The sequence below is a fragment of the Streptomyces sp. 12E genome, from assembly GCF_055633275.1.
In genome coordinates this window covers 2983570-3008314 of sequence record NZ_JBVNCJ010000001.1, presented here as the reverse complement: position 1 = coordinate 3008314, position 24745 = coordinate 2983570, and the positions used below count along the sequence as shown (strand labels likewise).

The following is a 24745-nucleotide window of genomic DNA, read 5'->3' as shown; positions in this document are numbered from 1 at the left end:
GGGGGCGGGCCGAGGAGCGGGCGGGGGAGTCAGCTGGTGCGGCCCTTGGCGTCGAACCGCTTCATGCGGTCGAGCACCGAGTCGGCCGTCGGCCCGTACATCTCGTCCACGATCCGGCCGTCCGCGAGGAAGACCACCCGGTCCGCGTAGGCGGCGGCGACCGGGTCGTGCGTCACCATGACCACCGTCTGCCCCAGCTCGCGCACGGAGTTGCGCAGGAAGCCCAGCACCTCGGCGCCGGAACGGGAGTCGAGGTTTCCGGTGGGCTCGTCACCGAAGATGATGTCGGGCCGGGAGGCCAGCGCCCGCGCCACGGCGACCCGCTGCTGCTGACCGCCGGACAGCTGTGAGGGCCGGTGGCTCAGCCGGTCCGAGAGGCCGACCATCCGGATCACGGTGTCCAGCCACTCCTTGTCCGGCTTGCGGCCCGCGATGTCCATCGGGAGCGTGATGTTCTCCAGCGCGGACAGGGTCGGCAGCAGGTTGAAGGCCTGGAAGATGAAACCGATCTTGTCCCGGCGCAGCCTGGTCAGCTGCTTGTCCTTCAGCGAGCCCAGCTCGGTCTCACCGATGCGCACGGACCCGGAGGAGAAGGTGTCGAGGCCGGCCACGCAGTGCATCAACGTGGACTTGCCGGATCCGGAGGGACCCATGATCGCGGTGAACTCGGCCTGCTGGAAGGCGATGGAGACCCGGTCCAGGGCGACCACCTGGGTCTCGCCCTGGCCGTAGATCTTCGAAAGCTCCGTGGCGCGCGCGGCCACGGCGGTGGTCCGGTCGGCGAGGGATGCGGTGGTCACGGGATGGACGCTCCTGTCGGGACGGCGTGTGCTCGGGGACGTCGTCCATCGTTCCGCCGCTGCGCCGCCGTGTAGTCACCCGCTGCTCCGGTTCCGGGGGGCGACTCGGGAGGGACCACCGGGAGCGGTGTCATACCTGGGGATGACGGCCGCCCCTGAACCGGGGGCGTGCAGAACAGGTGGAGCGCCCCTGTTCCGACGGTGAAATTCCGTCATTCCGCATGCGTGACGGATCGTCACACGCAAGGCTGTTGGCACGTGCTGACGGCGACTTCGGAGTCCTGATGCCTCATCAAGCGCCAATAAAATAAGACAAGATCGGCCCCTCCGGTCGCGTTGAGCGGGAGGGGCACCGATAGGCTCGGAACCGCGACGCGGAGCCCATGGCCTGCCCGGATGGTGGAATGCAGACACGGCGAGCTTAAACCTCGCTGCCCCTGAGCGGGCGTGCCGGTTCGAGTCCGGCTCCGGGCACCACTACGTATGCCGCTCCTCCCTCTCCCCCCGCACCACGGGCCCGGCCGGCGGCGCGAGGCTCCCGACCGGTGCGCGTCACGCGTGTGACGGGCCGCGGCCGCCCCGCGGTACGTCGGGTGAGGAGAGGTCGCCCGAGGAGTCCGACACGTCGTGCACCGGCGGACCCGCCGGGGTGGAAGCCCCGTGGGCGGCGGCTCCCCGGCGCGTCGCCCCGGTCGTGCGCGACGCCCCCTCCGGCCGCTCGCGCGCGCGCCGAGTGCCCGTACCCGGAGGCGGTCGGCGAGGTCGAGCAGCAGCGCGCTTTCCGGCCGTGGCGCGTGATCGGCACCGTGGAGGGGCGAAAGGCCCGCTTCGTCGGCGGGGGTGTCGTATGGCCGGCGGTTTCCGTTGCGGGCGGTGGTCGCGGGAGCCGTCGTGGCGTCGCCGGGCGGGTGCGGCAAGGCGGATCCGGCCGTGCTCGAGGCGCCGGCGTGCCCGGAGGGGGACTCCGCGCGACCCGTCCGGGTGAACGGGACTGCCCGAGATCCGCCGGATCCCGGCCCACGGGTTCACCGGCTACGCCATCGACGCCTCCGGCGGGCTGTGGGCCTGGGGCCCCGGGCTCACCCCCGGCGACCACGCCTCGCGGTCCGCCCGCCCGGTGCGCGTCCCGCCGCCCGGGCCCGCCCTGGACGCCTCCGGTCACCGCTCGATCCTCCGGGCGGGACGAACGGATGATCTCCGGCCGGTTCCGGGGAGGTACCGGGTCGGTCATGGTTCGGTCTCCCGCGATGAGGGGAATCACCCGGCCGCGTAGCGTGTTGTGCGGCACAACGAGGGAAAGATCCTCCCCAAGCATTAGGGTCATTCCTTTGCCTACCTATTACTCTTGAGCCAAGGCCGCGCCGCGCGGCCATGGAGGAGTGAAATGAGGAGCAGTAACCCGGTCTTCTCGCGACGGGGGTTCGGCCGCGACAACGGCTACGCGGGCTTCAACACCGCGCCGCAGGCCGGGGGTCCCGCTGTCGCCACGCAGGCCAACCCGTACGCGCAGCCGACGGGCAACCCGTACGCCCAGAACCCCTACGCGCAGGCGGACCAGCAGTACGGCGCACCGCCGCAGGCGCCGGCCACCACCGGCCGGATGACCATCGACGACGTCGTCATGCGCACGGGCACCACGCTCGGCGTGCTGATCGTCACCGCCGCGCTCTCCTGGGCGCTGCTGCCGGTCGACGACGCCAACATCAGCCGGTCCTACGGCATCGGCATCGGCGCCGCGCTGATCGGCATGGTCCTGGCGTTCGTGCAGTCCTTCAAGCGCAAGGCCTCGCCGGCGCTGATCCTGACGTACGCCGCGTTCGAGGGCGTCTTCCTCGGCGTCATCTCCAGCATCGTCGACAACCGCATCGCCGACGGTGCGGCCATGCAGGCCGTGATCGGCACCATGGCGGTCTTCGCCGGTGTGCTGGTGGCCTACAAGGCCGGCTGGATCCGCGTCAACCGCCGCTTCTACGGCTTCGTGATGGCGGCCGCGCTCGGCTTCATCCTGCTGATGGCCGTGAACCTGCTGTTCGCGGTGTTCGGCGGCGGTGACGGCCTCGGCTTCCGCAGCGGCGCGCTCGGTGTCGTCTTCGGCGTCGTCGGCATCATCCTCGGCGCCTGCTTCCTCGCCCTGGACTTCAAGCAGGTCGAGGACGGCATCGCCTACGGCGCCCCGCGCGAGGAGGCCTGGCTCGCCGCCTTCGGCCTCACGCTGACGCTGGTGTGGATCTACATGGAGTTCCTGAGGCTCATCTCGATCCTCAACAGCAGCGACTAGTACCCGAGCACGGTACGGACGAAGGGCCCCGGGTTCCCACCCGGGGCCCTTCGTCGTGTCCGCGCGCGTCAGAGCAGTTTGCGCGCGGCCCTCCTCAGGTCGTACTCGTGGACGATCGCCTTGGCGTGGCCGTACGCCAGGTCGTACTCGTGCCGGAGCCAGCTGACCTTCTCCTCGAAGCGGAGGAGCGCCGGGCCCTCTTCGACGGTGCGCAGCCAGTCGGAGATCTCACGACCGGTGCAGCGCGGGATGCGGGCGAGCAGGTTGCGATGGGTCTCTGCGGAGAAGACTTGGGACATCGGCGCCTCCGTACGGATGGGGTGTGAGCCGGTCCTTCAGGTCACCGTGCCCGAGCGTCCGCCCGTTGGCAACAGTCCTGCCGCGCCGCGTACGCTCGCCGCGTGGTTGATACGACGCCCTTCACCCGTGCCGTGGATCATTTCGCCGACCGCCTGCGGGCCGCGCCGCAGAGCAGGCTGCAGCGGGGCGGAGCCGCCGAGGCGCTCGCCCTGGCCAGGGAGCTGGCGCGGCGCACCCAGCTCGTCGAGGAGCCGGGCACCGAGCCCCGGGAGATGCCCGACGCGGGCATGTTCGCCGCCGCCGACCAGATCACCGTCGCCGGACACGACCTGGCCCTCGTGCTGAGGAGCGAGGACGAGGTGCGGGAGGCCGTGCGACTGGTGGAGGAGGCGCGCGGGCGCGCGGGTGTGTAGCCGCCGTCCCTAGAGGGAGGCGATGACGCGGTCCGCCAGGATGTAGACGTTCTCCTCGCCGCAGGAGAACGTCAGCGCGTACGCGCCCGAGACGCCGGAGCCGCCCAGCAGGAAGGGCGTCTCGCCCGCGCGCAGGGCCGCGGCCAGGCGCTCGGCGGTCTCGCGGTGGCCCGGCGTCATGCACAGCGTCGTCCCGTCGGCGAAGACGTAGACGTCGAGGGTGCCCAGCGGGCCCGGACGGACGTCGGTCAGCTCGGTGCGGGCGGCGGCCAGCTCCTCCAGGGCGGCCACCGTGCGCTCGTGGTCGTTCACGACCGGCGAGGGGTTCGGGACGAAGTCCGGGTGCGAGGGGTGACGGCGGCGGGCCGCGGCCAGCTCCGGGGAGTCCCCGGAGTGCTCCTCGGCGTCCGCGCCCGGCTCACCCACCGGCTCCAGACCCACGAAATCGGCCTGCCGGGGCAGGAACAGCTCGCTGTCGGCCAGACCCAGCAGGGACGGCGCGTCGGACGCGTCACGCGCCTCCTGGGCGGCCCAGAAGGCCCGCGCCTCGGCGAGCTCGCGCTCCCGCTCCTCGGCGAGCGCCTCCGTCACGGCGGCGCGTATCTCGTCGGCGCCGGCCGTACGGGCGGACGGCACGTGCGCGCGCGTGGTCGCGGCGCGGCTCTCGGCCAGCGCGGTGTGCAGGGCCGCGACCTGTCGGCGCAGCACCATGATGCTGCGCAGGACCGCGACGCCCACGGCGCCGGTGGCGGCCGTGGTGATCAGCAGGGCGATCGGCATGGCGCTCACTGACGTACTCCCGGTTCAAAGGCGTCCCCCGACTTCCTACATCAGCTTGAAGGGTGGACTAACCATCTGTCAGTGCGTAACGTCACGAAACGGACGGGTCCTTGAGGGCGCACCCGGCAGGGACCCCGCCCTGACCTGCGTGAATCCCCGCTATCGGGGAGATAGGTCACATCCTGGGGGAGATTGGATCACGGATCGGCCCGGCCCCCGGAAGGTCCGGAGGTCCGGGCCATGGCCTCACGGAACGTACCGCCATGACTACGGTACGCCCGCACTCCGGGGGTCAGCTGAGGCGCTCGATGACCATCGCCATGCCCTGGCCGCCGCCGACGCACATCGTCTCCAGGCCGAACTGCTTGTCGTGGAACTGGAGGGAGTTGATGAGCGTGCCGGTGATGCGGGCGCCGGTCATGCCGAAGGGGTGGCCGACGGCGATGGCGCCGCCGTTGACGTTCAGCTTCTCCAGCGGGATGCCGAGGTCGCGGTAGGAGGGGATCACCTGGGCGGCGAACGCCTCGTTGATCTCGACCAGGTCGATGTCGTCGATGGTGAGGCCGGCGCGGCCCAGTGCCTGCTTGCTCGCCTCGACCGGGCCGAGGCCCATGATCTCGGGGGAGAGGCCGGAGACGCCGGTGGAGACGATGCGGGCGAGCGGGGTCAGGCCCAGTTCGCGGGCCTTGGTGTCGCTCATGATGACGAGCGCGGCGGCGCCGTCGTTGAGGGGGCAGCAGTTGCCGGCGGTGACGAGCCCGTCCGGGCGGAAGACCGGCTTGAGTCCCTGGACGCCCTCCATGGTGACGCCGGCGCGGGGACCGTCGTCCTTGGCGACCACCGTGCCGTCGGGGAGCGTCACCGGGGTGATCTCGCGCTCCCAGAAGCCGTTCCTGATGGCCTCCTCGGCGAGGTTCTGCGAGCGGACGCCGAACTCGTCCATGTCCTGGCGGGTGACGCCCTTGAGGCGGGCCAGGTTCTCCGCCGTCTGGCCCATCGCGATGTACGGGTCGGGCACCAGGCCGTCCTCGCGCGGGTCGTGCCAGGAGGAGCCCTCCGACTCGGCGACGGCGGCGGTACGGGCCTCCGCCTCGGCGAACAGCGGGTTGTGGGTGTCCGGGAGGCTGTCGGAGTTGCCCTTGGTGAAGCGGGACACCGTCTCGACGCCGGCCGAGATGAACACGTCGCCCTCGCCGGCCTTGATGGCGTGCAGGGCCATGCGGGAGGTCTGCAGCGAGGACGAGCAGTAGCGGGTGATGGTGCAGCCGGGGAGGTGGTCCATCCCCATCTGCACGGCGACCACGCGGCCGAGGTTGTTGCCCTGCTCGCCGCCGGGGAGTCCGCAGCCGAGCATCAGGTCGTCGATGTCCCTCGGGTCCAGCTCGGGGACCTTGGCGAGGGCGGCCTGGATGATCGTGGCGGTCAGGTCGTCCGGGCGCAGGTCCTTCAGGGACCCCTTGAAGGCGCGGCCGATGGGGGAACGGGCGGCTGAGACGATCACGGCTTCGGGCATCACGGCTCCAGAGGTGAGGGGTGGCGCGTGGCGCGCCTCGTCGAGGGGCGGTGGACGAACGACGGGAGGGCGTACCGGAGGGTCGGTGCGGGACTTCCTGGGAAGTTACCCGGCCGTACGGGCGGGGTCACGGGTGACGCGATGTGACATGGACCGCAACTGTCTAAGCGCTTGCTTTTTGCGCGACCGCCCGCGGTGACGACGCCCGCACCCGCCCCCTACGACGGCTGGGCCGACCGCTCCGGCTCCGTTTCCGCGACCCGCCGGCGCCTGCGGCGTTTCAGGAGGGCCCACGGCCCCCGCGAACCCGCCGGCATCGCCGCGGTGACCTCCGTGCCCGCCTCCTCCGCCGCCTCCGCCGCCGCCCGGGCCACCGGCAGGAACCCCTCGCGGCGGGCGGCGTCCGGCCGCTCCTCCTCCGCCGGCCACAGCCCCAGCGCCGCGCACACCGTCGGCAGCACCGCCATCGCGGCAGTGGCGTACCCCTCCACCGAGGGGTGGTAGCTGTCCGGCCCGAACAGCTCGCGCGGGTTCGCCGCGAACTCGGGCCCCAGCAGATCGCCCAGCGACACCGTGCGCCCGCCCTGCCCGACGGCCCCGATCGTCTGCGCCGCCGCCAGTTGCCGGGAGGCCCGGCGGGCCAGCCAGCGCAGCGGCTGCCGTACCGGCTCGAGCGTGCCGAGATCGGGGCAGGTGCCGACGACCACCTCCGCACCGGCCGTCCGCAGCCGTCGTACCGCCGCGGACAGATGGCGTACGGACCGGGCGGGCGGCATGCGGTGGGTGACGTCGTTGGCGCCGATCATGATCACGCAGATGTCGGGCACCCGGGACGGATCCGCCAGTGCTCTCGTCACCTGCCGCTCCAGGTCGTCGGAACAGGCCCCGGGCACCGCGACCGTGCTCAGCCCCACCGGACGCTCCGCGAGCGCCGCGAGGCCCGACGCCAGCAGCGCGCCCGGCGTCTGCCCGGCCCGGTGCACGCCCTGCCCGGCCGCCGTGGAGTCGCCCAGCATCGTCAGCCGCAGCGCCGGCTCACCCGGCACCGTGTGCGCCGCGCCGTACAACCCGTCCGCGTTCGGCACGTGAGGGGACGTGCCGTTGCCCACGCGGCGTCGCGCCAGCTGGGCCTCGGCCATCAGGAGCCCCACGGTGGCCGCCCCGGCCAGACCGATCCCCCCGCCGCCGTACGCCGCGCCGGCCGCGATCCGCCGGGCCACCCTCGCCCTCGACAAGCCCGTCATGCCTCGCCGCCACCTCCTCGAACCCGTACACCCAGTGCTTGCCCCGTACGGACCGTGCTCCAATCCTCACGCGGAGTGAACGACCCGGCCGGGTTCGGACCGGCGAGGGCCTAGGCTGGCAGGACCACCACGACCACCCCTTTTGCAGCATCCGGAGACAACGGTGCAATTCCACGACTCGATGATCAGCCTCGTCGGCAACACCCCGCTGGTGCGGCTCAACAACGTGACCCAGGGCATCAGGGCGACCGTCCTGGCCAAGGTGGAGTACTTCAACCCGGGCGGTTCCGTGAAGGACCGCATCGCCCTGCGCATGATCGAGGCGGCGGAGCGGAGCGGGGAGCTGAGGCCCGGCGGCACCATCGTCGAGCCGACCAGCGGAAACACCGGGGTCGGGCTCGCCATCGTGGCCCAGCAGAAGGGCTACAAGTGCATCTTCGTCTGCCCGGACAAGGTGTCCACGGACAAGATCAACGTACTGCGGGCCTACGGGGCCGAGGTCGTCGTCTGCCCGACCGCCGTGGCGCCCGAGCACCCCGACTCCTACTACAACGTCTCCGACCGGCTGGTGCGCGAGACGCCGGGGGCCTGGAAGCCCGACCAGTACTCCAACCCCCACAACCCCCTCTCCCACTACCACTCCACCGGCCCCGAGCTGTGGGAGCAGACCGAGGGGCGGATCACCCACTTCGTGGCCGGCGTCGGCACCGGCGGCACCATCTCCGGGACCGGGCGCTACCTGAAGGAGGCCAGTGACGGCCGGGTGAAGGTGATCGGCGCCGACCCCGAGGGCTCCGTGTACTCCGGTGGTTCCGGGCGGCCGTACCTGGTCGAGGGCGTCGGCGAGGACTTCTGGCCGACCGCGTACGACCGTGACGTCGCGGACGAGATCGTCGCCGTCTCCGACAAGGACTCCTTCCAGATGACCCGCCGCCTCGCCAAGGAGGAGGGCCTGCTGGTCGGCGGCTCCTGCGGCATGGCGGTCGTGGCGGCGCTGGAGGTGGCCTCGAGGCTCGGCGAGGACGACGTGGTCGTCGTCCTGCTGCCGGACAGCGGGCGCGGCTACCTCAGCAAGATCTTCAACGACGAGTGGATGGCCGACTACGGCTTCCTGGAGGACGCCGGCCCCAGCGCCCGCGTCGCCGACGTCCTGAACGACAAGGAGGGCGGCCACATCCCCTCCCTCGTCCACATGCACCCCGACGAGACGGTCGGCCAGGCCATCGAGGTGCTGCGCGAGTACGGCGTCTCGCAGATGCCGGTGGTCAAGCCGGGCGCCGGTCACCCGGACGTGATGGCCGCCGAGGTCGTCGGCTCGGTGGTGGAGCGGGAGCTGCTGGACGCGCTGTTCAGCAAGAGCGCCTCGCTCGACGACCCGCTGGAGAAGCACATGTCCGCGCCGCTGCCGCAGGTCGGCTCGGGTGAGCCCGTCGCGGACCTGATGGCCGTCCTGGGCAAGGCGGACGCGGCGATCGTCCTCGTCGAGGGCAAGCCGACCGGTGTGGTCAGCCGCCAGGACCTGCTGTCCTTCCTCGCCGAGACCGGGAAGTGACGGGGCGCCGGGCGAACCGCCGGCGAACCCGGCGAACCCGGCGTGAGCGGCCGGGCGCCGGCCCGCTGACGATCTTCGTGGACTTCGCGGAAGTGGTACGAGGGCGTCACGTCCGCGCAGCACTCGCTTAACACGGGTCCGGCACATTGGTGGGTGTCGGCAGGGACGGCGGGGGTACCACCCAGGCTTTGAGCACTGGGGAGGCTCCCCGTTCCGGCCGGCGACCGAACGGCGTCGAAGGACCTCCGGAGCGGCTCCCGGACCTCCATGGACGCCTCGGACGCGCGACCTGCCTCAACGGGCGCGCGTCCCCCGCGGGGACCGCCGTCGTCCCGCCCCCCGGCTACGGGGGTGCGGCGGTCCCCGCGCAACTCGGCCTCAGTCGTCCCAGTCGCCGTCCCGGGCCGGCCCGCGGCGGCCGAACAGGCCCGGGTTGGTGCGGACGGCCTGGACGACGTTGACGCCGACGATGCCCAGCCAGGCGGCCACCAGACCGGGCAGGTTGCCCACGCCTCCGCCGATCGCGGACAGCGGCACCGCCAGGACCAGCGAGACGATGCCGAAGCCGAAGCGCTCGCCCCAGGTGTCCGTGGCCTTCGGCGACCGCGAGTCCCGGGCCGCCGTCATCTGCTGCTCGGCGAACTGCCGGCGCACCCGGCGCTCCACCGCGCCGTCGATGCGCTGATCGACCTTCTCCAGGAACGAGTCGACCAGCGCGGACTCGTACTCCTCGCCCAGCTCCCTGCGGGCCCGCAGGGAGGCGTCCAGATCCTTCTTCAGCTCGGTGTCCCGCGCGTCCATTCCGGTCATGCGCCCCACGGTAGGGAGGCGCGGGGCCGGTGGCACTGGGGGTAACCCCCCTCTCGCCCTCGGGTTCGCCGGGCCGTCACTTCTTGCACATCTTCTCGTCGGCCCGGGACTGCGCGACGTCGACCTTCTTCGGCGGGGCGATGGGGACGCCGGCCTCCGTGAAGTCGGGGCCGAGGGTGAGCGTCATCGGGGTCGTCGCGTCGGCGTCCTTCGTGCCGGGCTTCATGGCGGAGGCGGGCAGGCCCATCAGGTCGGCGAGCCTGCGGGCCTGGCCGGCCTGGTTCGGCGCGTACTCCAGCCGGGTCTTGTCGACCTCGGCCGGGGCGTTGCCCCGGTTGGTGGACCTGCCCACGCCCTCGCCGGTCTGCAGCCAGGCGAGGGTGTCCTGTGCGGCGCCGTCCGGGCCGCCGCCGTTGAAGACGTCGACGCGGATCTCGGACGTCTCGGCCCGTGCGCCCTCCAGCAGCTCGGCCTGCTTGTCCTTGGCCTTCTTCTCCTTCTTCTTCACCTCGGTGAAGGAGACGTCGTTCTGCAGCATGCTGAAGACCTTCGGGGCCTTGGCCGGGTCCAGTACGACGGTGACGGGCGTGGGCTCGGCCGGGTTGTCCTTCACCGGCAGGGTCATCATGGTGATGTTCTTCAGGTCGATCTTGCCGAGTTCCCTGGCGAGGGTGAGCAGCTTGCCGGGGCTGCCTATGCCCTTGTCCACGGTGAGGGACTTGGTGGCCGCGTCGGCGACGTCGAGCATCTTCGACGGGCTGCCCAGCGTGTCCTCCTTCAGCTGGCGGAGCATCGACGCGACGAACTTCTGCTGCATCTCGATCCGGTCCAGGTCGCTCTCGTTCTTCAGACCGTGCCGGTTGCGGAGGAAGGAGAGCGCCTCCTCGCCCTGGATCCTGCTCTCCCCTGCCGGAAGGTCGAGCCCGGAACCGCCGTCCAGGTCCTTGAGGGGTTTCTCCAGGCACACCTCGACGCCGCCGACCGCGGTGGACATCGTCTTGACCGCGTTGAAGTCGAACATCATGAAGTGGTCGACCTCGAGGCCGGTGATCTCCTCGACCGTGAGCATGGTGCAGCCCGGATCGCGGCCGTTCACGCCGTAGGACTCGTTGAACCGGGTGGCGACCGCCGAGCCGGGGATCTTCCTGGTGGAACCGTCGGACTGTATGGACTCGCAGTCCGGGATCCTGATCACCAGGTCGCGGGGGATGCTCACCACGGTCGCGTTGGTGCGGTCCTCGGCCACGTGGAAGAGGAGCGTGGTGTCGGCGTGGCCGGTGACGTTGGTCCGGTTGCCGTAGGCCTCGTTGCCCTCGCCGGTGCGGACGTCGTTGCCGATGACCAGGATGTTGACCGGACCGTCCGCCAGGACCTTGTCACTGCCCACGCCACCGATGTCGACGGTGTCGATGTTGCCGGAGAGGCGGTCGTACCAGTAGTACGCGAACGCCGAACCGCCGACGAGGACCAGCCCGAGGGCGCCCCCCGTCCACATCAGCGCCTTCCTCTTGCGGCTCCTCCCCGGCTTGCGCTTGCGGCGGCCGGGATCGGGCGTGTCCTCCGCGGCGGGTGCGGCGCGGCGGCCGCGCTGGCCGGGGACGCGGGCGGGCGCGGCAGGGCCGGGGCGCGGGGCGCTGCGGGGGCGGGGCGCCCCCGGCCGCTCCGCGGGATCGTCCAGCCGCAGTTCGTATTCGCCGGTCTCCGGGTTGAGTACCCACTGGTCGGCAGGATCGGTTCCGTCCGCCTGCCCACGACTTCGCGCGTCCACGCCTGTACCAGTCCTCCGTCGGGTGCCACATGGGTCGCCTGCGTCCCAAGGCGCTCTGTTGTTCGATGAGTTACGCTATCCGGCCCGTTCGGGATGCGGTGACGTCGTAACAAAATCGTCGAGTTCCGGATCTGTCGCCGAAACGGGCACAGTGTGCGATCTCCGTCCATCGCGACGCGCGGCCGGTGCGTCCCCGTGTGTGCCTGTATAACGGTATGCAGGAATTTTGGCGGGTGAATAGTCCGAGGCGTCGAGGGGGAGTCAGGTCATGAGCGGCACCGAAAGCCCCGCCGCGCGCCTCCAGGCGCTCTTCGAGGGGCATCGGCTGACGCCGACCCAGCGGCGCATCGCGCACAGCATGGTGCGGCGCGCCGCCGACGTGCCGTTCCTGTCCAGCGTGGAGCTGGCCGAGCTGGCCGGGGTCAGCCAGCCGTCCGTGACCCGGTTCGCCGTCGCCCTCGGCTTCGACGGCTATCCCGCCCTGCGGCGGCATCTGCGCGAGGTCGCGCCCGCCGGGACGGCGCCGGGGGCCGACTCGTACAACGCGTACCAGCAGGCCGTCGAGGCCGAGATCGAGAACCTGCGGCACCTGGCGGAGGTGCTGGCCGATCCCCGGCCGGTGCGGCAGGCGGGCCGGGTGCTGGCCGGGAGCCGGCCGCTGCCCGTGCTGGGGCTGCGGGCCGCGGCGGCCCAGGCGTACGGGTTCGCCTACTTCGCCGCCAAGGTCCATCCGGACGTACGGCTGCTCAACGAGGGCGGCACGATGCTCCACGACCGGATCGACGCCGCCGCGCGGGCGGGGGCGAGCGCCCTGCTGTGCTTCGCGCTGCCCCGGCATCCCCGCGAGGTCGTCGACGCCCTCGCCCGCGCCAGGGAGACGGGGCTGACCGTGGTCACCGTCGCCGACTCCCCGTTCGCGCCGGTCGCAGGGGTGTCCGACCTGATGCTGCCCGCCGCCGTCGGCACCGGGCTGGCCTTCGACACGGCGTGCGCGCCGATGCTGCTGGGCCGGGTGCTGCTGGAGGCGATGTGCGACGACCTGCCCGACGCGCAGGCGCGGCTGGAGGAGTTCGACGTGAGGGCGGCGGCGCGCGGGCTGTTCGTCGACTGACGGCACGCGGGACGGCGGGCAGGTCCGCCCGCGTTCTCAGACTCGTCTCACTTTGCTTCGCTAGCGTCGGTCCCCCAGGACATGCACAGGCAATCGGAGGACGGGAGGCCGGACATGACGCGTGGAGGACAGGGGCTGGCCCGGGTGGCCGTCGTCGTACGGGCCGGAGCCGCGCCGCTGTGGTGGCTGGGGGTGGTCGCGGCGGGCGCCGGGGTGCTGGTGCCGGGGCTGACGGGGCGCCGGATCGGGGTGCTGGCGGGCGCCGCGCTGTTCCTCGTGGCGGCGGCCGTCGTGGCGTGCGCACGGCGGGGGCGGTATCGCGCGGCGGCCCGTGCGACGGCCCGTGCGGGCCGGTACGACGTGCTCCAGGACCGGGCGGTGACCGTCCGCAACTGGCGTCGTGGACACCGCTGGTGGCTGCTGCTCGCCTTCCTCGCCGCGCTGGGCACGGCGTTCGCGGTACCCGCCGCCGGCGGTCTGCTGCTCGCCGGGTGCGGGGTGGGGCTCTGGCTGAAGGCGGCCTGGATCGGGCGGCTGGAGCGGGCGGACGAGGTCCTGCTGTGGGTACGCGTCGACTGGCTCCGTGCGGGGGTGGGGCGGCCGGCCGGCAAGGCGGTCAAGGGGTACCGGACGACCGGCATCGCGGCGGGCGACGCGTCGCCGGGCGGTGCGCGCCGGCGGACGCCGGCCCTCGTCTGAGGCCGGTCTCCCCCGGAGGGCTGTGCCGGCTCGCGGCGGGGCCGCGAGCCGGCACGACCCCTAAGGGACCAGGGCGTCGGTGTGGGCGGCGCCCGACTCGGCCAGGATCTCCTCGGTCGTCTGGGGAGCGCGCACCGTCGCGAAGGCGACGCCTCCCGCCCCGTCCGGGGCGAAACCGTGGACGCCGGGGCGGGGGAGCGAGTTGTAGGCGTAGTGGTGGGCGAAGTAGTACGCGCCCGTGTCCAGTGCCGCCGCGTAGTCGCCCTGTTCCAGCAACGGCAGTGACTGCGCCCGGGCGAGCAGGTCGCCCGCGAAGCAGGCCGGTCCCGCCACGTCCTGCACGACCTCCGGGCCCTCCTTGGGCCGCCCCTGCGCGTCGTACGCGGCGATCCGCAGCGGCCACGACTCCGGCGCGTACACCGTCCGCGTCGCCACCTGCACGCCCGCGTGCGTCACCGCGACCGGACGCCCGCCGGCGTTCTTGGCGTACTCCACGCGCGCGACCACCGTGCCGTGCTTGGCCAGCAGCGACCGGCCGAACTCGGTGACCAGCCCGTACCGCCCGTCGAACAGCCCCGGCACCGTCTCGCGCAGCAGCCGCGCGTACCGCCCGTACGTCGGTGTGATCGCCTCGGAGGCGAAGTTCACCGGCAGCCCGCCGCCGATGTCGACGGTGTCGACCTGCCGGCGTCCGGCGCGCCGGTTGATCTCCTCCGCCAGTTCGTACGTCTGGGCCACCCCCCGCGCCATCATCGTCAGCGCGATGCCCTGGGAGCCCGTGTGCGCGTGCAGCCGGGTCAGCCACGGCCGGTCCAGATACGCCCGTACGACCCATTCCCGAGCGCCCTCGTCGCACAGCGCCACCCCGAACTTCGAGGTCGCCGTGGCGGTGGACAGTGCTTCGATGGAGCCGCCGCCGATCTGCGGGTTCACCCGGATGCCGACGGGCGAGCGGGAGCCGGACCCCGCCATCAGGGCGTCGAGGCGGGCCAGTTCCTGCGGATTGTCCGCGTTGACGGCGATACCCAGCGCGAGCGCCTCCCGCAGTTCGGCGGGCGTCTTGGCGGGCGAGTCGAGGACCGTCCGCTCCGGCTCCACCCCCGCCGCCCGCGCCAGCGCCAGCTCACCGGGGCTGGCCACCTCCGCACCGATGCCCTCCGCCCGCAGCAGCCGCAGCACCGGCACCAGCGGGCACGCCTTCACCGCGAAGGCGTGCAGCACGGGCGTGCCGGGCGCCGTCACCGCGTCGAACGCCGCCCGCAGGCCGGCCGCCGACTCCCGGATGCCGGTCACGTCGAGCAGGGCCGCCAAGGGGGTGTCGGCGTCGACCAGCCCCTGCTCCACGGCGGCCCGCACCGCCTCGTTCCGCCGGGCCACCCGCCCTTCGGCGTACGCGTCCACCTCGTCCGCCCGGCCGTCGTCGTGGGCCACCGCGTCCCCCGTCCCTTCGGCGTTCTCCATGTTCGCGCGCATGGACCCAGCCAAACACCCCCCGTGCGGCCGCGCCGACCCGCCCCTGTATTGACTAGCTCTATTCAGCTCGCGAGGATGTGAATATCCGCAGTAGTCATCCGCAGCTGAGGAGGCAGACATGTCAGGACCCCGGCCCGTCCGGGCGCCCCGCGGCACCGAACCGAGCGCCCTGGGATGGCAGCAGGAGGCCGCCCTGCGGATGCTGCAGAACAACCTCGACCCGGAGGTCGCCGAGCACCCCGACAAGCTCGTCGTCTACGGCGGCACGGGCAAGGCGGCCCGGGACTGGCGCTCCTTCGACGCCATGGTCCGTACGCTGAAGACCCTCGGGCAGGACGAGACGATGCTCGTCCAGTCCGGCCGCCCGGTCGGCGTCATGCAGACCCACGAGTGGGCGCCGCGCGTCCTCATCGCCAACTCCAACCTCGTCGGCGACTGGGCCGACTGGGAGGAGTTCCGCCGTCTGGAGGCCCTCGGCCTCACCATGTACGGGCAGATGACCGCCGGTTCCTGGATCTACATCGGCACCCAGGGCATCCTCCAGGGCACCTACGAGACCTTCGCCGCCGTCGCCGCGAAGAAGTTCGGCGGCACCCTCGCCGGGACCATCACCCTCACCGCCGGACTCGGCGGCATGGGCGGCGCCCAGCCGCTCGCCGTCACCATGAACGACGGCGTGGCGATCTGCGTCGACTGCGACCCCCGCGCGATCGAGCGCCGCATCGAGCACCGCTACCTGGACGTCAGGGCGGACTCGCTCGACCACGCCCTCCGGCTGGCCGTCGAGGCCCGCGACCGGCGCAGGCCCCTGTCCGTCGGCGTCCTCGGCAACGCCGCCGAGCTGCTCCCGAAGCTGCTCGCCATGGGCGCGCCCGTCGACATCGTCACCGATCAGACCTCCGCCCACGATCCGCTGGCGTACCTGCCCGTCGGGACCGCCTTCGAGGACATGGCGGACGCCGCCGCGAAGGACCCGGCCGGCTTCACCACCCGCGCGCGTGAGTCCATGGCCCGGCACGTCGAGGCGATGGTCGGCTTCCAGGACGCCGGTGCGGAGGTGTTCGACTACGGCAACTCCATCCGTGGTGAGGCGAAGCTCGCCGGGTACGAGCGCGCGTTCGCCTTCCCGGGGTTCGTGCCGGCGTACATCCGGCCGCTGTTCTGCGAGGGCAAGGGGCCCTTCCGGTGGGCCGCGCTGTCGGGCGACCCCGCCGACATCGCCAGGACCGACAAGGCGGTCCTGGAGCTGTTCCCGGAGAACGAGTCCCTGGCCCGGTGGATCAGGATGGCGGGGGAGCGGGTGCACTTCCAGGGGCTGCCCGCGCGTATCTGCTGGCTGGGCTACGGGGAGCGGGACAGGGCCGGTGAGCGGTTCAACGACATGGTCGCGAGCGGGGAGCTGACCGCGCCGGTCGTGATCGGGCGCGATCACCTCGACTGCGGGTCGGTGGCCTCCCCCTACCGGGAGACCGAGGCGATGCTGGACGGGTCCGACGCGATCGCCGACTGGCCGTTGCTGAACGCGATGGTGAACGTGGCTTCCGGGGCGTCGTGGGTGTCGATCCACCACGGCGGGGGCGTCGGCATGGGGCGGTCGATCCACGCCGGGCAGGTGACGGTGGCCGACGGGACCGCGCTGGCGGGGGAGAAGATCCGCCGGGTGCTCACGAACGACCCCGCAACGGGGGTGATCCGGCACGTCGACGCCGGGTACGACATCGCGGAGTCGGTGGCGGACTCGCGGGGTGTGCGGGTGCCGATGCGTGAGGGTGATCCGGCGTGAGGGACGGCGACCCCCCGGTGGGGGCGAAGGCGTCGTCGCCGCCCGCGGGTCCGGCTGTGCCCGCCCTCCCCCAGGGCACGGAAGGCACGGGCGGCACCCCCGGCGCCCTGCGGAACGACGGCCCGCAGCCCGGTGGCCGTCAGCCCGCACCGCCCTCTTTCCACGAGATGTGGCGGCAGTTGCTGCCCATCGGACGCGACGCCGCCTCCGGCGGCTACCGGCGGTTCGCCTGGACCCGGGCCGACTCCGAGTGCCGGAGGTGGTTCGAGGAGCAGGCCCGTGCTCGAGGGCTGGCCTACGAGGTCGACCGCAACGGGAACCAGTGGGCCTGGCTGGGCGAGCCCGCGCGGGGGGACGCCGTCGTCACCGGGTCGCACCTCGACTCCGTGCCCGACGGCGGGGCCTTCGACGGGCCCCTCGGGGTCGTGTCCGCCTTCGCCTCGCTCGACGAACTGCGCCGACGCGGCGCGCGGTTCGCCAAACCGCTCGGCATCGTCAACTTCGGGGACGAGGAGGGCGCCCGCTTCGGGCTCGCCTGCACCGGCTCCCGGCTCACCGCGGGCGCGCTCACCGTCGAGCAGGCCCACCGGCTCACCGACGGGGACGGCATCACGCTCCCGCAGGCCATGGAGGCCGCCGGACACGACCCGGGCGCCCTCGGCCCCGACCCCGAACGGCTCGACCGCATCGGCGCCTTCGTGGAACTCCACGTCGAGCAGGGCCGCGCCCTCGACCTGTCCGGCGACCGCATCGGCGTCGCGTCCGCCATCTGGCCGCACGGCCGCTGGCGGTTCGACTTCCGGGGCGAGGCCAACCACGCCGGCACCACCCGGCTCGCCGACCGGCGCGACCCCATGCTGTCGTACGCCGGGACCGTCCTCGCCGCCCGCCGGGAGGCCGAACTCGCGGGCGCCGTCGCCACCTTCGGCAAGGTCGCCGTCGAGCCCAACGGCGTCAACGCCGTCCCCTCCCTGGTGCGCGGCTGGCTCGACTCACGCGCCGCCGACCAGAAGAGCCTGGACGCCGTCGTGGACGGCGTGCGGCGGGCGGCCCGCGCCCACGCACGGGAGCACGGCGTCACCCTCGACGTCGAACGCGAGTCCTTCACCCCCGTCGTCGAGTTCGACCACGCCCTGCGCGACGAGCTCGCCCGCATCCTCGGCAGCGGCACCGGCCCCAGGGTGCCCGTCCTCGGCACCGGCGCCGGACACGACGCCGGAATCCTCTCCGGACACGTGCCGACCGCCATGCTGTTCGTGCGCAACCCCACCGGCGTCTCGCACTCCCCGGCCGAGTCCGCCGACGAGGACGACTGCGTGGCCGGGGTCCTCGCCCTCGCCGACGTACTGGAAGGACTGGCCTGCACGTGACTGCCACCCTGCGGACGTACTGGCTGGAGCACGCCTGGCTCGGCACCCACGTCGAGCCGGGCGTGACCGTGACGGTGTCCATCGGCGGCTCCGCCGCGGGCCAGGACGGCCGCATCACCGCCGTCCGCCCGGACACCCCCGCCCCGCCGCCCGGCGCCGAGATCCTGCGCGGACTGACCCTGCCGGGACTGGCGAACGCGCACAGCCACGCCTTCCACCGCGCCCTGCGCTCCACCGTCCAGGTGGGCTCCGGCACCTTCTGGACCTGGCGCGAGATCATGTACGCCACGGCCGGCCGGCTCACCCCGGACACCTACCACGCCCTCGCCCGGGCCGTGTACGCCGAGATGGCGCTGGCGGGCATCACGGCGGTCGGCGAGTTCCACTACGTCCACCACGCCCCCGGCGGCACGCCCTACGCCGACCCCAACGCCATGGGGGAGGCGCTCGTCGAGGCCGCCGCCGAGGCCGGCATCCGCATCACCCTCCTCGACACCGCCTACCTCTCCTCCGGTTTCGGACAGCCGCCCACCGCCCACCAGCTCCGCTTCTCCGACGGCGACGCGGACGCCTGGGCCCGGCGCTGTTCCGCCCTCGAGGAGCGGGACCACGCACGGATCGGAGCGGCGATCCACTCCGTCCGGGCCGTACCGGCCGAGCAGTTGGCGACCGTGGCGCGATGGGCCGAGGAACGGCGGGCCCCGCTCCACGTGCACCTGTCCGAGCAGACCGCGGAGAACGACGCCTGCCGGGAGATCCACGGCTGCACCCCGGCGCAGCTCCTGGCCCTGCACGGAGTCCTCGGACCGCGCACCACCGGTGTCCACAACACCCACCTCACCGCCGAGGACATCACCCTCATCGGCGGCAGCGGCACCGGCACCTGCATGTGCCCGACGACCGAACGCGACCTCGCCGACGGGATCGGTCCCGCCGCCGCCCTGCAGAACGAGGGCTCCCCGCTCTCCCTCGGCTCCGACAGCCACGCCGTGATCGACCTGCTCGAGGAGGCCCGCGCGGTGGAGCTCGACGAGCGCCTGCGCACCCGCACCCGCGGCCACTGGACGGCCGCCGCGCTGCTGCGGGCCGCCACCGCGGACGGACACGCCGCCCTCGGCTGGGACGACACCGGCCGCATCGAAGCCGGGGCGCGCGCCGACCTCACCACCCTCGGGCTCGACTCGGTCAGAACAGCGGGGCCGCCGCCCCGGCTCGGCGCCGAGACGGCCGTATTCGCGGCGACAGCGGCGGACGTGCGGCACACGGTCGTGGCGGGCCGGCACGTCGTACGCGACGGGGCGCACACGCTCGTGCCCGACGTACCCGGAGCCCTCGCGCGGGCCGTCGAGGCACTGCGCGCCTGACGACCACCCATGAGGACACCATGAGCAGCACCGTCATCAGCAACATCGCCGCGCTGGTCACCAACGACCCCTCCCCGGGCGACTCGTCCCCCCTCGGTCTGGTCCGGGACGCGGCCGTCGTCATCGAGGGCGACCGCGTCGTGTGGACCGGTGGATCAAGCAAAGCACCCGCCACTGACAACCGGGTCGACGCCGGGGGCCGGGCGGTCCTGCCGGGCTTCGTCGACTCCCACTCCCACCTGGTCTTCGCCGGTGACCGCACCGAGGAGTTCAACGCCCGGATGTCCGGCCGCGCCTACAGCGCCGGCGGCATCCGTACGACCGTCGCCGCCACCCGGGCCGCCGGCGACGCGGAACTGGAGGCGAACCTCGTCCGTCTCCTCGACGAGGCGCTCCGCCAGGGCACCACGACCTTCGAGACCAAGTCCGGCTACGGCCTGACCGTCGAGGACGAGGCCCGCGCCCTGCGCCTGGCCGCCCGCCACACCGACGAGGTCACCTACCTCGGCGCCCACGTCGTCCCGCCCGAGTACGCCGGGGACCCGGCCGGATACGTGGCCCTGGTCACCGGCGAGATGCTGGACGCCTGCGCGCCGCACGCCCGCTGGATCGACGTCTTCTGCGAGGAGGGCGCCTTCGACGGCGACCAGGCCCGCGCGATCCTCACCGCCGGGAAGGCGAAGGGCCTGCACCCGCGCGTCCACGCCAACCAACTGTCGTACGGCCCCGGCGTCCGGCTCGCCGTCGAACTCGACGCGGCCAGCGCCGACCACTGCACCCACCTCACCGACGCCGACGTGGACGCCCTCGCCGGCGGGAACACCGTCGCCACCCTGCTCCCCGGCGCCGAGTTCTCCACCCGTGCCGAGTGGCCGGACGCCCGCCGGCTGCTGGACGCGGGCGTCACCGTCGCGCTGTCCACCGACTGCAACCCCGGCTCGTCCTTCACGTCCTCCATGCCCTTCTGCGTCGCGCTCGCCGTGCGCGACATGGGCATGACGCCGGACGAGGCGGTCCGGGCGGCCACCGCGGGCGGCGCCGCGGCCCTGCGCCGTGACGACATCGGCCGGCTGACCCCGGGCGCCTACGCCGACCTCGTCCTTCTCGACGCACCGAGCCACGTCCACCTCGCCTACCGGCCCGGTGTCCCGCTGGTCGCGGGGGTGTGGCGACGGGGCGTACGCAGGGTGTGAACGGTCCGGCGCTCCCCGGACGCGCCGAAGGGGGCGGCCCGGCCGCGGACCGCCCCCGCAGGACGAACGTCACCCGGTGGGGGTCATTCCTCGACCGTGAGTCCCTTGCGCAGCTTCACCAGCGTCCGTGACAGCAGGCGGGAGACGTGCATCTGGGAGATGCCCAGTTCCTCGCCGATCTCGGACTGGGTCATGCCCGCGACGAAGCGCAGGGAGAGGATCCTCCGGTCCCGCGGCGGCAGTTCGGCGATCAGCGGCTTCAACGACTCGACGTACTCGATGCCTTCGAGCCCGTGGTCCTCGTAGCCGATCCGGTCCGCCAGGGCGCCCTCGGTGTCGTCCTCCTCCGGCTGGGCGTCCAGCGAGGAGGCGGTGTAGGCGTTCGACGCCGCCATGCCCTCGATGACCTCTTCGGCGGTGATGCCCAGACGCTCGGCCAGTTCGGCCACCGTCGGAGCCCGGTCCAGCTGCTGGGCCAGCTCGTCACCGGCCTTGGCCAGGTCGAGCCGGAGCTCCTGCAGCCGGCGCGGTACGCGCACGGACCACGAGGTGTCGCGGAAGAAGCGCTTGACCTCGCCGATGATGGTGGGCATCGCGAAAGTGGGGAACTCCACACCGCGCGACGGTTCGAAGCGGTCGATCGCCTTGATCAGGCCGATGGTGCCGACCTGGATGATGTCCTCCATCGGCTCGCTGCGCGAGCGGAAACGGGAGGCGGCGAACTTGACCAGGGCGAGGTTGAGCTCGACGAGCGTGTTGCGTACGTACGAGTACTCCTGGGTGCCTTCCTCCAGCGACTCCAGGCGCTCGAAGAGGGTCTTGGAGAGGGCTCGCGCGTCGACCGGGCCCACCTCGTCGTACGGGGGGATCTCAGGGAGTCCGGCGAGTAGGTCGTCCGGGACGACGCCCGGGTCGTCCTGCTCGATGGGATCCAGATGTTCCGGAGGGAGTGTCGACGTCGCTTTCGGGGTACGCGATGCGTCGAGCCGGGGTGACATGATGTCCTCCATCGTTCTCGGCATATGGCTGCCGAAGCCGATACGTGCACTGCGGTGTGCGGCGCCTCCAAAGCCGGCCGTGTCGGTTGCGTGTCCTTACTAGCCCTACCCGCTTTCCCGAGCCGACCGCAAGTGCGCTCTATTCGCATATGTCCGTTTGCGCGCGATTGTTCGGCTGTCGGAGCGTGGCCATAAGGCGTAATGTTCGAGGACGTCAGCAGGCAGCCACGACGTCGGGAGAGAGAGACGGCATGGACCGCGGGACGGTCGGCAGCGCACAGTCTGGCCGGCTTCTGGTCGAGGTGCGAGAAGAGGGCCCCAGTGCCGTCGTGACTCCGGCGGGTGAGTTGGATCACCACACCGCCGATCTGTTGCGGGAGCCACTGGAGGACTGCCTCGCCAAGGGATTCAAGCGGCTTGTCATCGACTGCTCCCGGCTGGAGTTCTGTGACTCCACGGGGCTGAACGTGCTGCTCGGTGCCCGGTTGAAGGCCGAGGCGGCCGGAGGCGGGGTGCATCTCGTGGGGATGCAGCCCGTCGTCGCGCGCGTCTTCGAAATCACGGGAGCGGACGCGGTGTTCGCCGTCCACGACACGCTCGAGGCGGCGCTGGCCGACGATTCCGCGTGACGCGCGCGGGCAGGCCCGGCCGGGCCCTCGCGCCGCCCTCACGGACGGAGGGCCGCTTCCGCCGCGCCTTTTCGTGCGAATACGGGGGTGTCCCCTCGGCCCGCCCGGGCAGGAGACACCCTGAACGTGTCGGACACGGTGGTCGTGAGGGCTCCGGGAACCGGATGGGCCGTCCACGCGTGACCGATCTAGTACGGGAACTTTTGAATCGTGAACTGGTGACACGGTGAGGTGAAGCGCTGATGAGCACCACCCGGCCCTACTCGCCGGGCGACCGCGGTCCGGAGCCCAGCGGCGCTTCCGGGACGCCCGGGGGCGGCGCGCCGGCGGGGAGCGCCCCCGTCGAGGGCGCCGCCGTGCCCACCGAGCCGTCGGGGTCTTCCGGGCCGCCGGGCGACGGCCAGGTCTACCGGCTGAGTTTCGACGACCAGAGCGGCGTCGTACCGCTCGCCCGTGACTTCACCCGCCAGGCGCTGTACGCGTGGGGCTGGCTGCCCGCCGCCACCGCCGATCGGCGGGCCGCCGCCGAGGACGTCCTGCTCGTCGTCTCCGAACTGGTCACCAACGCCTGCCTGCACGCCGAGGGGCCGGACCATCTGGCCATCACCTGCGACAAGAAGGTGATCCGGATCGAGGTCACCGACCGGGGCACGGGCCAGCCGGCCCCGCGCACCCCGCACCGGGCGGGCCGCCCCGGAGGCCACGGCATGTTCATCGTGCAGCGGCTCTGCCTGGACTGGGGAGTCGTCCGGGCCGCGGACGTCGCGGGCAAGACGGTCTGGGCGGAACTCGGGGCGCCGGCGTAAGCCGGACTCGGGGCACCGCGCACGCCCGGGGCTTCACGAGGGCCGGGGCGTGCACGGCCCGGACCCGGCGCGCCCCGCCGCACCGACCCGCAGCACCCGGCGTCCGAGCCCGTCGCAACGCCCGAAGGCCCCTGGAAACCGGCGGTTTCCAGGGGCCTTCGCGTCGAGCCGTGGGGGGAAGGCTCAGCGCACGTCGCCCATGAGGGCCTTGACCTTGTTGCGGTACATCCACACCGCGACACCGGCGACCACCGCGAGGCCCGCCTCCATCGCGACGATGCCCGTCTTGTTCAGGTCGACACCGGCGATGGAGAGCAGACCGGTCGTGGCGTCACCGGCGGTGACGGCCAGGAACCAGACGCCCATCATCTGCGAGGCGTACTTCGCGGGCGCCATCTTCGTGGTGACCGACAGGCCCACCGGGGAGAGCAGCAGCTCACCGACGGTCTGCGTGAAGTAGATCGCCACCAGCCACAGCGCCGCGGCCTTGTGCCCGCCCTCGGCGATCGACAGCGGGGCCAGGAAGAGGAAGAAGGACGCGCCGACCAGCACCAGGCCGGAGGAGAACTTCACGATCGTGCTCGGCTCCTTGCCGCGCCGGTTCAGCGCCAGCCAGAACCAGGCGAAGACCGGGGCCAGCGCCATGATCAGGACCGGGTTGACCGACTGGTACCAGGAGACCGGGAACTCCCAGCCGAGGACGGTGTTGTCGGCCGACGCGTCGGCGAAGATCGACAGCGTCGAGCCGCCCTGGTCGTAGATCATCCAGAACACGGCCGCGGCGACGAAGAACCAGATGTACGCGGACATCTTCGACTGCTCGGCGCGGTCGAGCTCCCGGTCGCGCTTGATGCGGACCAGCACCATCACCGGGATGATCACACCGAGCAGCGTCAGCGGGACCAGGACCCAGTTCAGCGTGTAGTGGCCGGAGAGGCCGAGGGCGGCGTAGGCGACGACGGCGATGCCCGCCCAGAGGGCGGCCTTGCGCAGGGTGGAGGACTTCTCCGCGGCCGACAGGGGCTTCGGTACGACGCTGGAGTGCGCGTCCAGGTGACGGCTGCCCAGCAGGAACTGGACCAGGCCCAGACCCATGCCCAGCGCGGCGAGCGCGAAGCCCAGGTGCCAGTCGACGCTCTCGCCGATGGTGCCGATGATCAGCGGCGCGGCGAAGGCGCCCAGGTTGATGCCCATGTAGAAGACGGTGAAGCCACCGTCCCGGCGCGGGTCGTCCGGACCCTTGTAGAGGTGGCCGACCATGGTGGAGATGTTGGCCTTCAGCAGGCCGGAGCCGATGGCGACCAGACCGAGGCCCGCGTAGAAGGTGCCGGAGGACGGCAGGGCCAGCGTCAGATGGCCCAGCATGATGACGCCGCCGGCGACGGCGACGGTCTTGCGGGGACCCCAGACGCGGTCGCCGAACCAGCCGCCGGGCATGGCGAGCAGGTACACCAGCGACACGTACACCGAGTAGATCGCCGTCGCGGTGCCGGCGCTCAGGGCCAGGCCGCCCGGCGCGACGAGGTACAGCGGGAGCAGAGCCCTCATGCCGTAGTAGGAGAAACGCTCCCACATCTCGGTCATGAAGAGAGTGGCCAGTCCGCGGGGGTGGCCGAAGAAGGTCTTCTCGGAGCCGGGGGTGCCCGGTGTGACCGAGTCCTTCGTCAGGCTGGACGCCATGGTCGATCCTTGCTGGTCGGGACGCGTCGCGCGAGCGTGTACGCGCCCGGTGGGGGGCGGCCGGCACCGGCGGGTCCGTACCGTCCACCCCACGCCCGGGGGAGGCCGTTCCGGGTCGCGGAACGGCGGACGGCGACCACCGGGATCCACGCCTCCACGCGCGTCAGTGCGCGGTGAGGCC

The 24745-nt window shown here is 72.4% G+C and carries 21 protein-coding genes and 1 tRNA gene; 12 read left to right on the top strand and 10 right to left on the bottom strand.

Translation table 11 applies throughout. The annotated features are described in order from the left end of the window. Positions 1–29 precede the first annotated feature (29 nt). Complete coding sequence (locus tag ACZ8ZB_RS13985; protein ID WP_470738042.1) at positions 30–800, bottom strand: ABC transporter ATP-binding protein; 771 nt, start codon at positions 798–800, stop codon at positions 30–32. A gap of 390 nt (positions 801–1190) precedes the next feature. On the opposite strand from ACZ8ZB_RS13985, the gene ACZ8ZB_RS13980 reads away from it, so the two are divergent. Then, a tRNA-Leu gene (locus ACZ8ZB_RS13980) sits at positions 1191–1277 on the top strand. A gap of 907 nt (positions 1278–2184) precedes the next feature. After that, complete coding sequence (locus ACZ8ZB_RS13975; RefSeq protein WP_470738041.1) at positions 2185–3078, top strand: Bax inhibitor-1/YccA family protein; 894 nt, start codon at positions 2185–2187, stop codon at positions 3076–3078. Positions 3079–3146: 68 nt separating this feature from the next. Here the strand turns inward: ACZ8ZB_RS13975 and ACZ8ZB_RS13970 are convergent, their stop codons facing one another. Beyond that, entirely contained in the window at positions 3147–3377 is a 231-nt protein-coding gene (locus tag ACZ8ZB_RS13970) for a DUF4287 domain-containing protein (protein WP_470738040.1), read from the bottom strand. A gap of 102 nt (positions 3378–3479) precedes the next feature. On the opposite strand from ACZ8ZB_RS13970, the gene ACZ8ZB_RS13965 reads away from it, so the two are divergent. Then, a complete protein-coding gene (locus ACZ8ZB_RS13965) occupies positions 3480–3791 on the top strand; it encodes a hypothetical protein (RefSeq protein ID WP_470738039.1) in 312 nt (103 codons plus the stop codon). A 9-nt stretch (positions 3792–3800) separates the two neighbouring features. Here the strand turns inward: ACZ8ZB_RS13965 and ACZ8ZB_RS13960 are convergent, their stop codons facing one another. The 3 genes from ACZ8ZB_RS13960 to ACZ8ZB_RS13950 all read right to left on the bottom strand — a co-directional run bounded on the left by ACZ8ZB_RS13960 (position 3801) and on the right by ACZ8ZB_RS13950 (position 7328). Beyond that, positions 3801–4580: a hypothetical protein gene (locus ACZ8ZB_RS13960; RefSeq protein WP_470738038.1), complete on the bottom strand. Its 780-nt coding sequence runs from the start codon at positions 4578–4580 to the stop codon at positions 3801–3803. A 283-nt stretch (positions 4581–4863) separates the two neighbouring features. Further along, complete coding sequence (locus ACZ8ZB_RS13955; protein WP_470738037.1) at positions 4864–6084, bottom strand: acetyl-CoA C-acetyltransferase; 1221 nt, start codon at positions 6082–6084, stop codon at positions 4864–4866. A gap of 218 nt (positions 6085–6302) precedes the next feature. Next, positions 6303–7328 carry an SGNH/GDSL hydrolase family protein gene (locus ACZ8ZB_RS13950; RefSeq protein ID WP_470738036.1) on the bottom strand — a complete coding sequence of 342 codons (1026 nt, stop codon included), beginning with the start codon at positions 7326–7328 and terminating at the stop codon, positions 6303–6305. A gap of 163 nt (positions 7329–7491) precedes the next feature. Here ACZ8ZB_RS13950 and ACZ8ZB_RS13945 point away from each other — a divergent pair, with 163 nt between their 5' ends. Continuing rightward, positions 7492–8880, top strand: coding sequence for a cystathionine beta-synthase (locus ACZ8ZB_RS13945; protein WP_470738035.1), 1389 nt, complete (start codon positions 7492–7494; stop codon positions 8878–8880). Positions 8881–9258: 378 nt separating this feature from the next. Here the strand turns inward: ACZ8ZB_RS13945 and ACZ8ZB_RS13940 are convergent, their stop codons facing one another. After that, a complete protein-coding gene (locus ACZ8ZB_RS13940; RefSeq protein ID WP_470741478.1) occupies positions 9259–9681 on the bottom strand; it encodes a hypothetical protein in 423 nt (140 codons plus the stop codon). An 85-nt stretch (positions 9682–9766) separates the two neighbouring features. After that, positions 9767–11458 (bottom strand): LCP family protein, encoded by a 1692-nt coding sequence (locus ACZ8ZB_RS13935; protein ID WP_470738034.1) that lies wholly within the window; start codon positions 11456–11458, stop codon positions 9767–9769. Positions 11459–11726: 268 nt separating this feature from the next. On the opposite strand from ACZ8ZB_RS13935, the gene ACZ8ZB_RS13930 reads away from it, so the two are divergent. Together ACZ8ZB_RS13930 and ACZ8ZB_RS13925 are read left to right on the top strand one after the other, a co-directional pair. Further along, positions 11727–12569 (top strand): MurR/RpiR family transcriptional regulator, encoded by an 843-nt coding sequence (locus ACZ8ZB_RS13930; protein ID WP_470738033.1) that lies wholly within the window; start codon positions 11727–11729, stop codon positions 12567–12569. Between the two features lie 114 nt (positions 12570–12683). After that, positions 12684–13268, top strand: coding sequence for a hypothetical protein (locus ACZ8ZB_RS13925; protein WP_470738032.1), 585 nt, complete (start codon positions 12684–12686; stop codon positions 13266–13268). Positions 13269–13328: 60 nt separating this feature from the next. Here ACZ8ZB_RS13925 and ACZ8ZB_RS13920 read toward each other — a convergent pair whose 3' ends face one another. Further along, positions 13329–14741, bottom strand: a complete 1413-nt coding sequence (locus ACZ8ZB_RS13920; protein ID WP_470738031.1) for a type III PLP-dependent enzyme domain-containing protein — start codon at positions 14739–14741, stop codon at positions 13329–13331. 118 nt (positions 14742–14859) lie between these two features. Between ACZ8ZB_RS13920 and hutU the strand changes: the two genes are divergently transcribed. The 4 genes from hutU to hutI all read left to right on the top strand — a co-directional run bounded on the left by hutU (position 14860) and on the right by hutI (position 20451). Further along, positions 14860–16524, top strand: a complete 1665-nt coding sequence (gene hutU, locus ACZ8ZB_RS13915; protein ID WP_470738030.1) for a urocanate hydratase — start codon at positions 14860–14862, stop codon at positions 16522–16524. Positions 16525–16691: 167 nt separating this feature from the next. Then, on the top strand, positions 16692–17894 hold the full coding sequence (locus ACZ8ZB_RS13910; RefSeq protein WP_470741477.1) for an allantoate amidohydrolase: 1203 nt from the start codon (positions 16692–16694) through the stop codon (positions 17892–17894). Next, positions 17891–19258, top strand: coding sequence for a formimidoylglutamate deiminase (locus ACZ8ZB_RS13905; protein WP_470738029.1), 1368 nt, complete (start codon positions 17891–17893; stop codon positions 19256–19258). Before ACZ8ZB_RS13910 ends, ACZ8ZB_RS13905 begins: the two co-directional genes overlap by 4 nt. A gap of 20 nt (positions 19259–19278) precedes the next feature. Then, positions 19279–20451, top strand: a complete 1173-nt coding sequence (gene hutI / locus ACZ8ZB_RS13900; protein WP_470738028.1) for an imidazolonepropionase — start codon at positions 19279–19281, stop codon at positions 20449–20451. An 83-nt stretch (positions 20452–20534) separates the two neighbouring features. On the opposite strand, the gene ACZ8ZB_RS13895 is transcribed toward hutI, so the two are convergent. Next, on the bottom strand, positions 20535–21461 hold the full coding sequence (locus tag ACZ8ZB_RS13895; RefSeq protein ID WP_470738027.1) for an RNA polymerase sigma factor SigF: 927 nt from the start codon (positions 21459–21461) through the stop codon (positions 20535–20537). A 239-nt stretch (positions 21462–21700) separates the two neighbouring features. On the opposite strand from ACZ8ZB_RS13895, the gene ACZ8ZB_RS13890 reads away from it, so the two are divergent. Next, positions 21701–22078, top strand: coding sequence for an STAS domain-containing protein (locus tag ACZ8ZB_RS13890; protein ID WP_030821652.1), 378 nt, complete (start codon positions 21701–21703; stop codon positions 22076–22078). Positions 22079–22320: 242 nt separating this feature from the next. Continuing rightward, on the top strand, positions 22321–22884 hold the full coding sequence (locus ACZ8ZB_RS13885) for an ATP-binding protein (RefSeq protein ID WP_470738026.1): 564 nt from the start codon (positions 22321–22323) through the stop codon (positions 22882–22884). Positions 22885–23067: 183 nt separating this feature from the next. On the opposite strand, the gene ACZ8ZB_RS13880 is transcribed toward ACZ8ZB_RS13885, so the two are convergent. Then, the gene (locus ACZ8ZB_RS13880) at positions 23068–24564 is read right to left on the bottom strand and encodes an oligopeptide:H+ symporter (protein ID WP_470738025.1); all 1497 of its coding nucleotides are present in this window, start codon (positions 24562–24564) and stop codon (positions 23068–23070) included. Positions 24565–24745 lie beyond the last annotated feature (181 nt).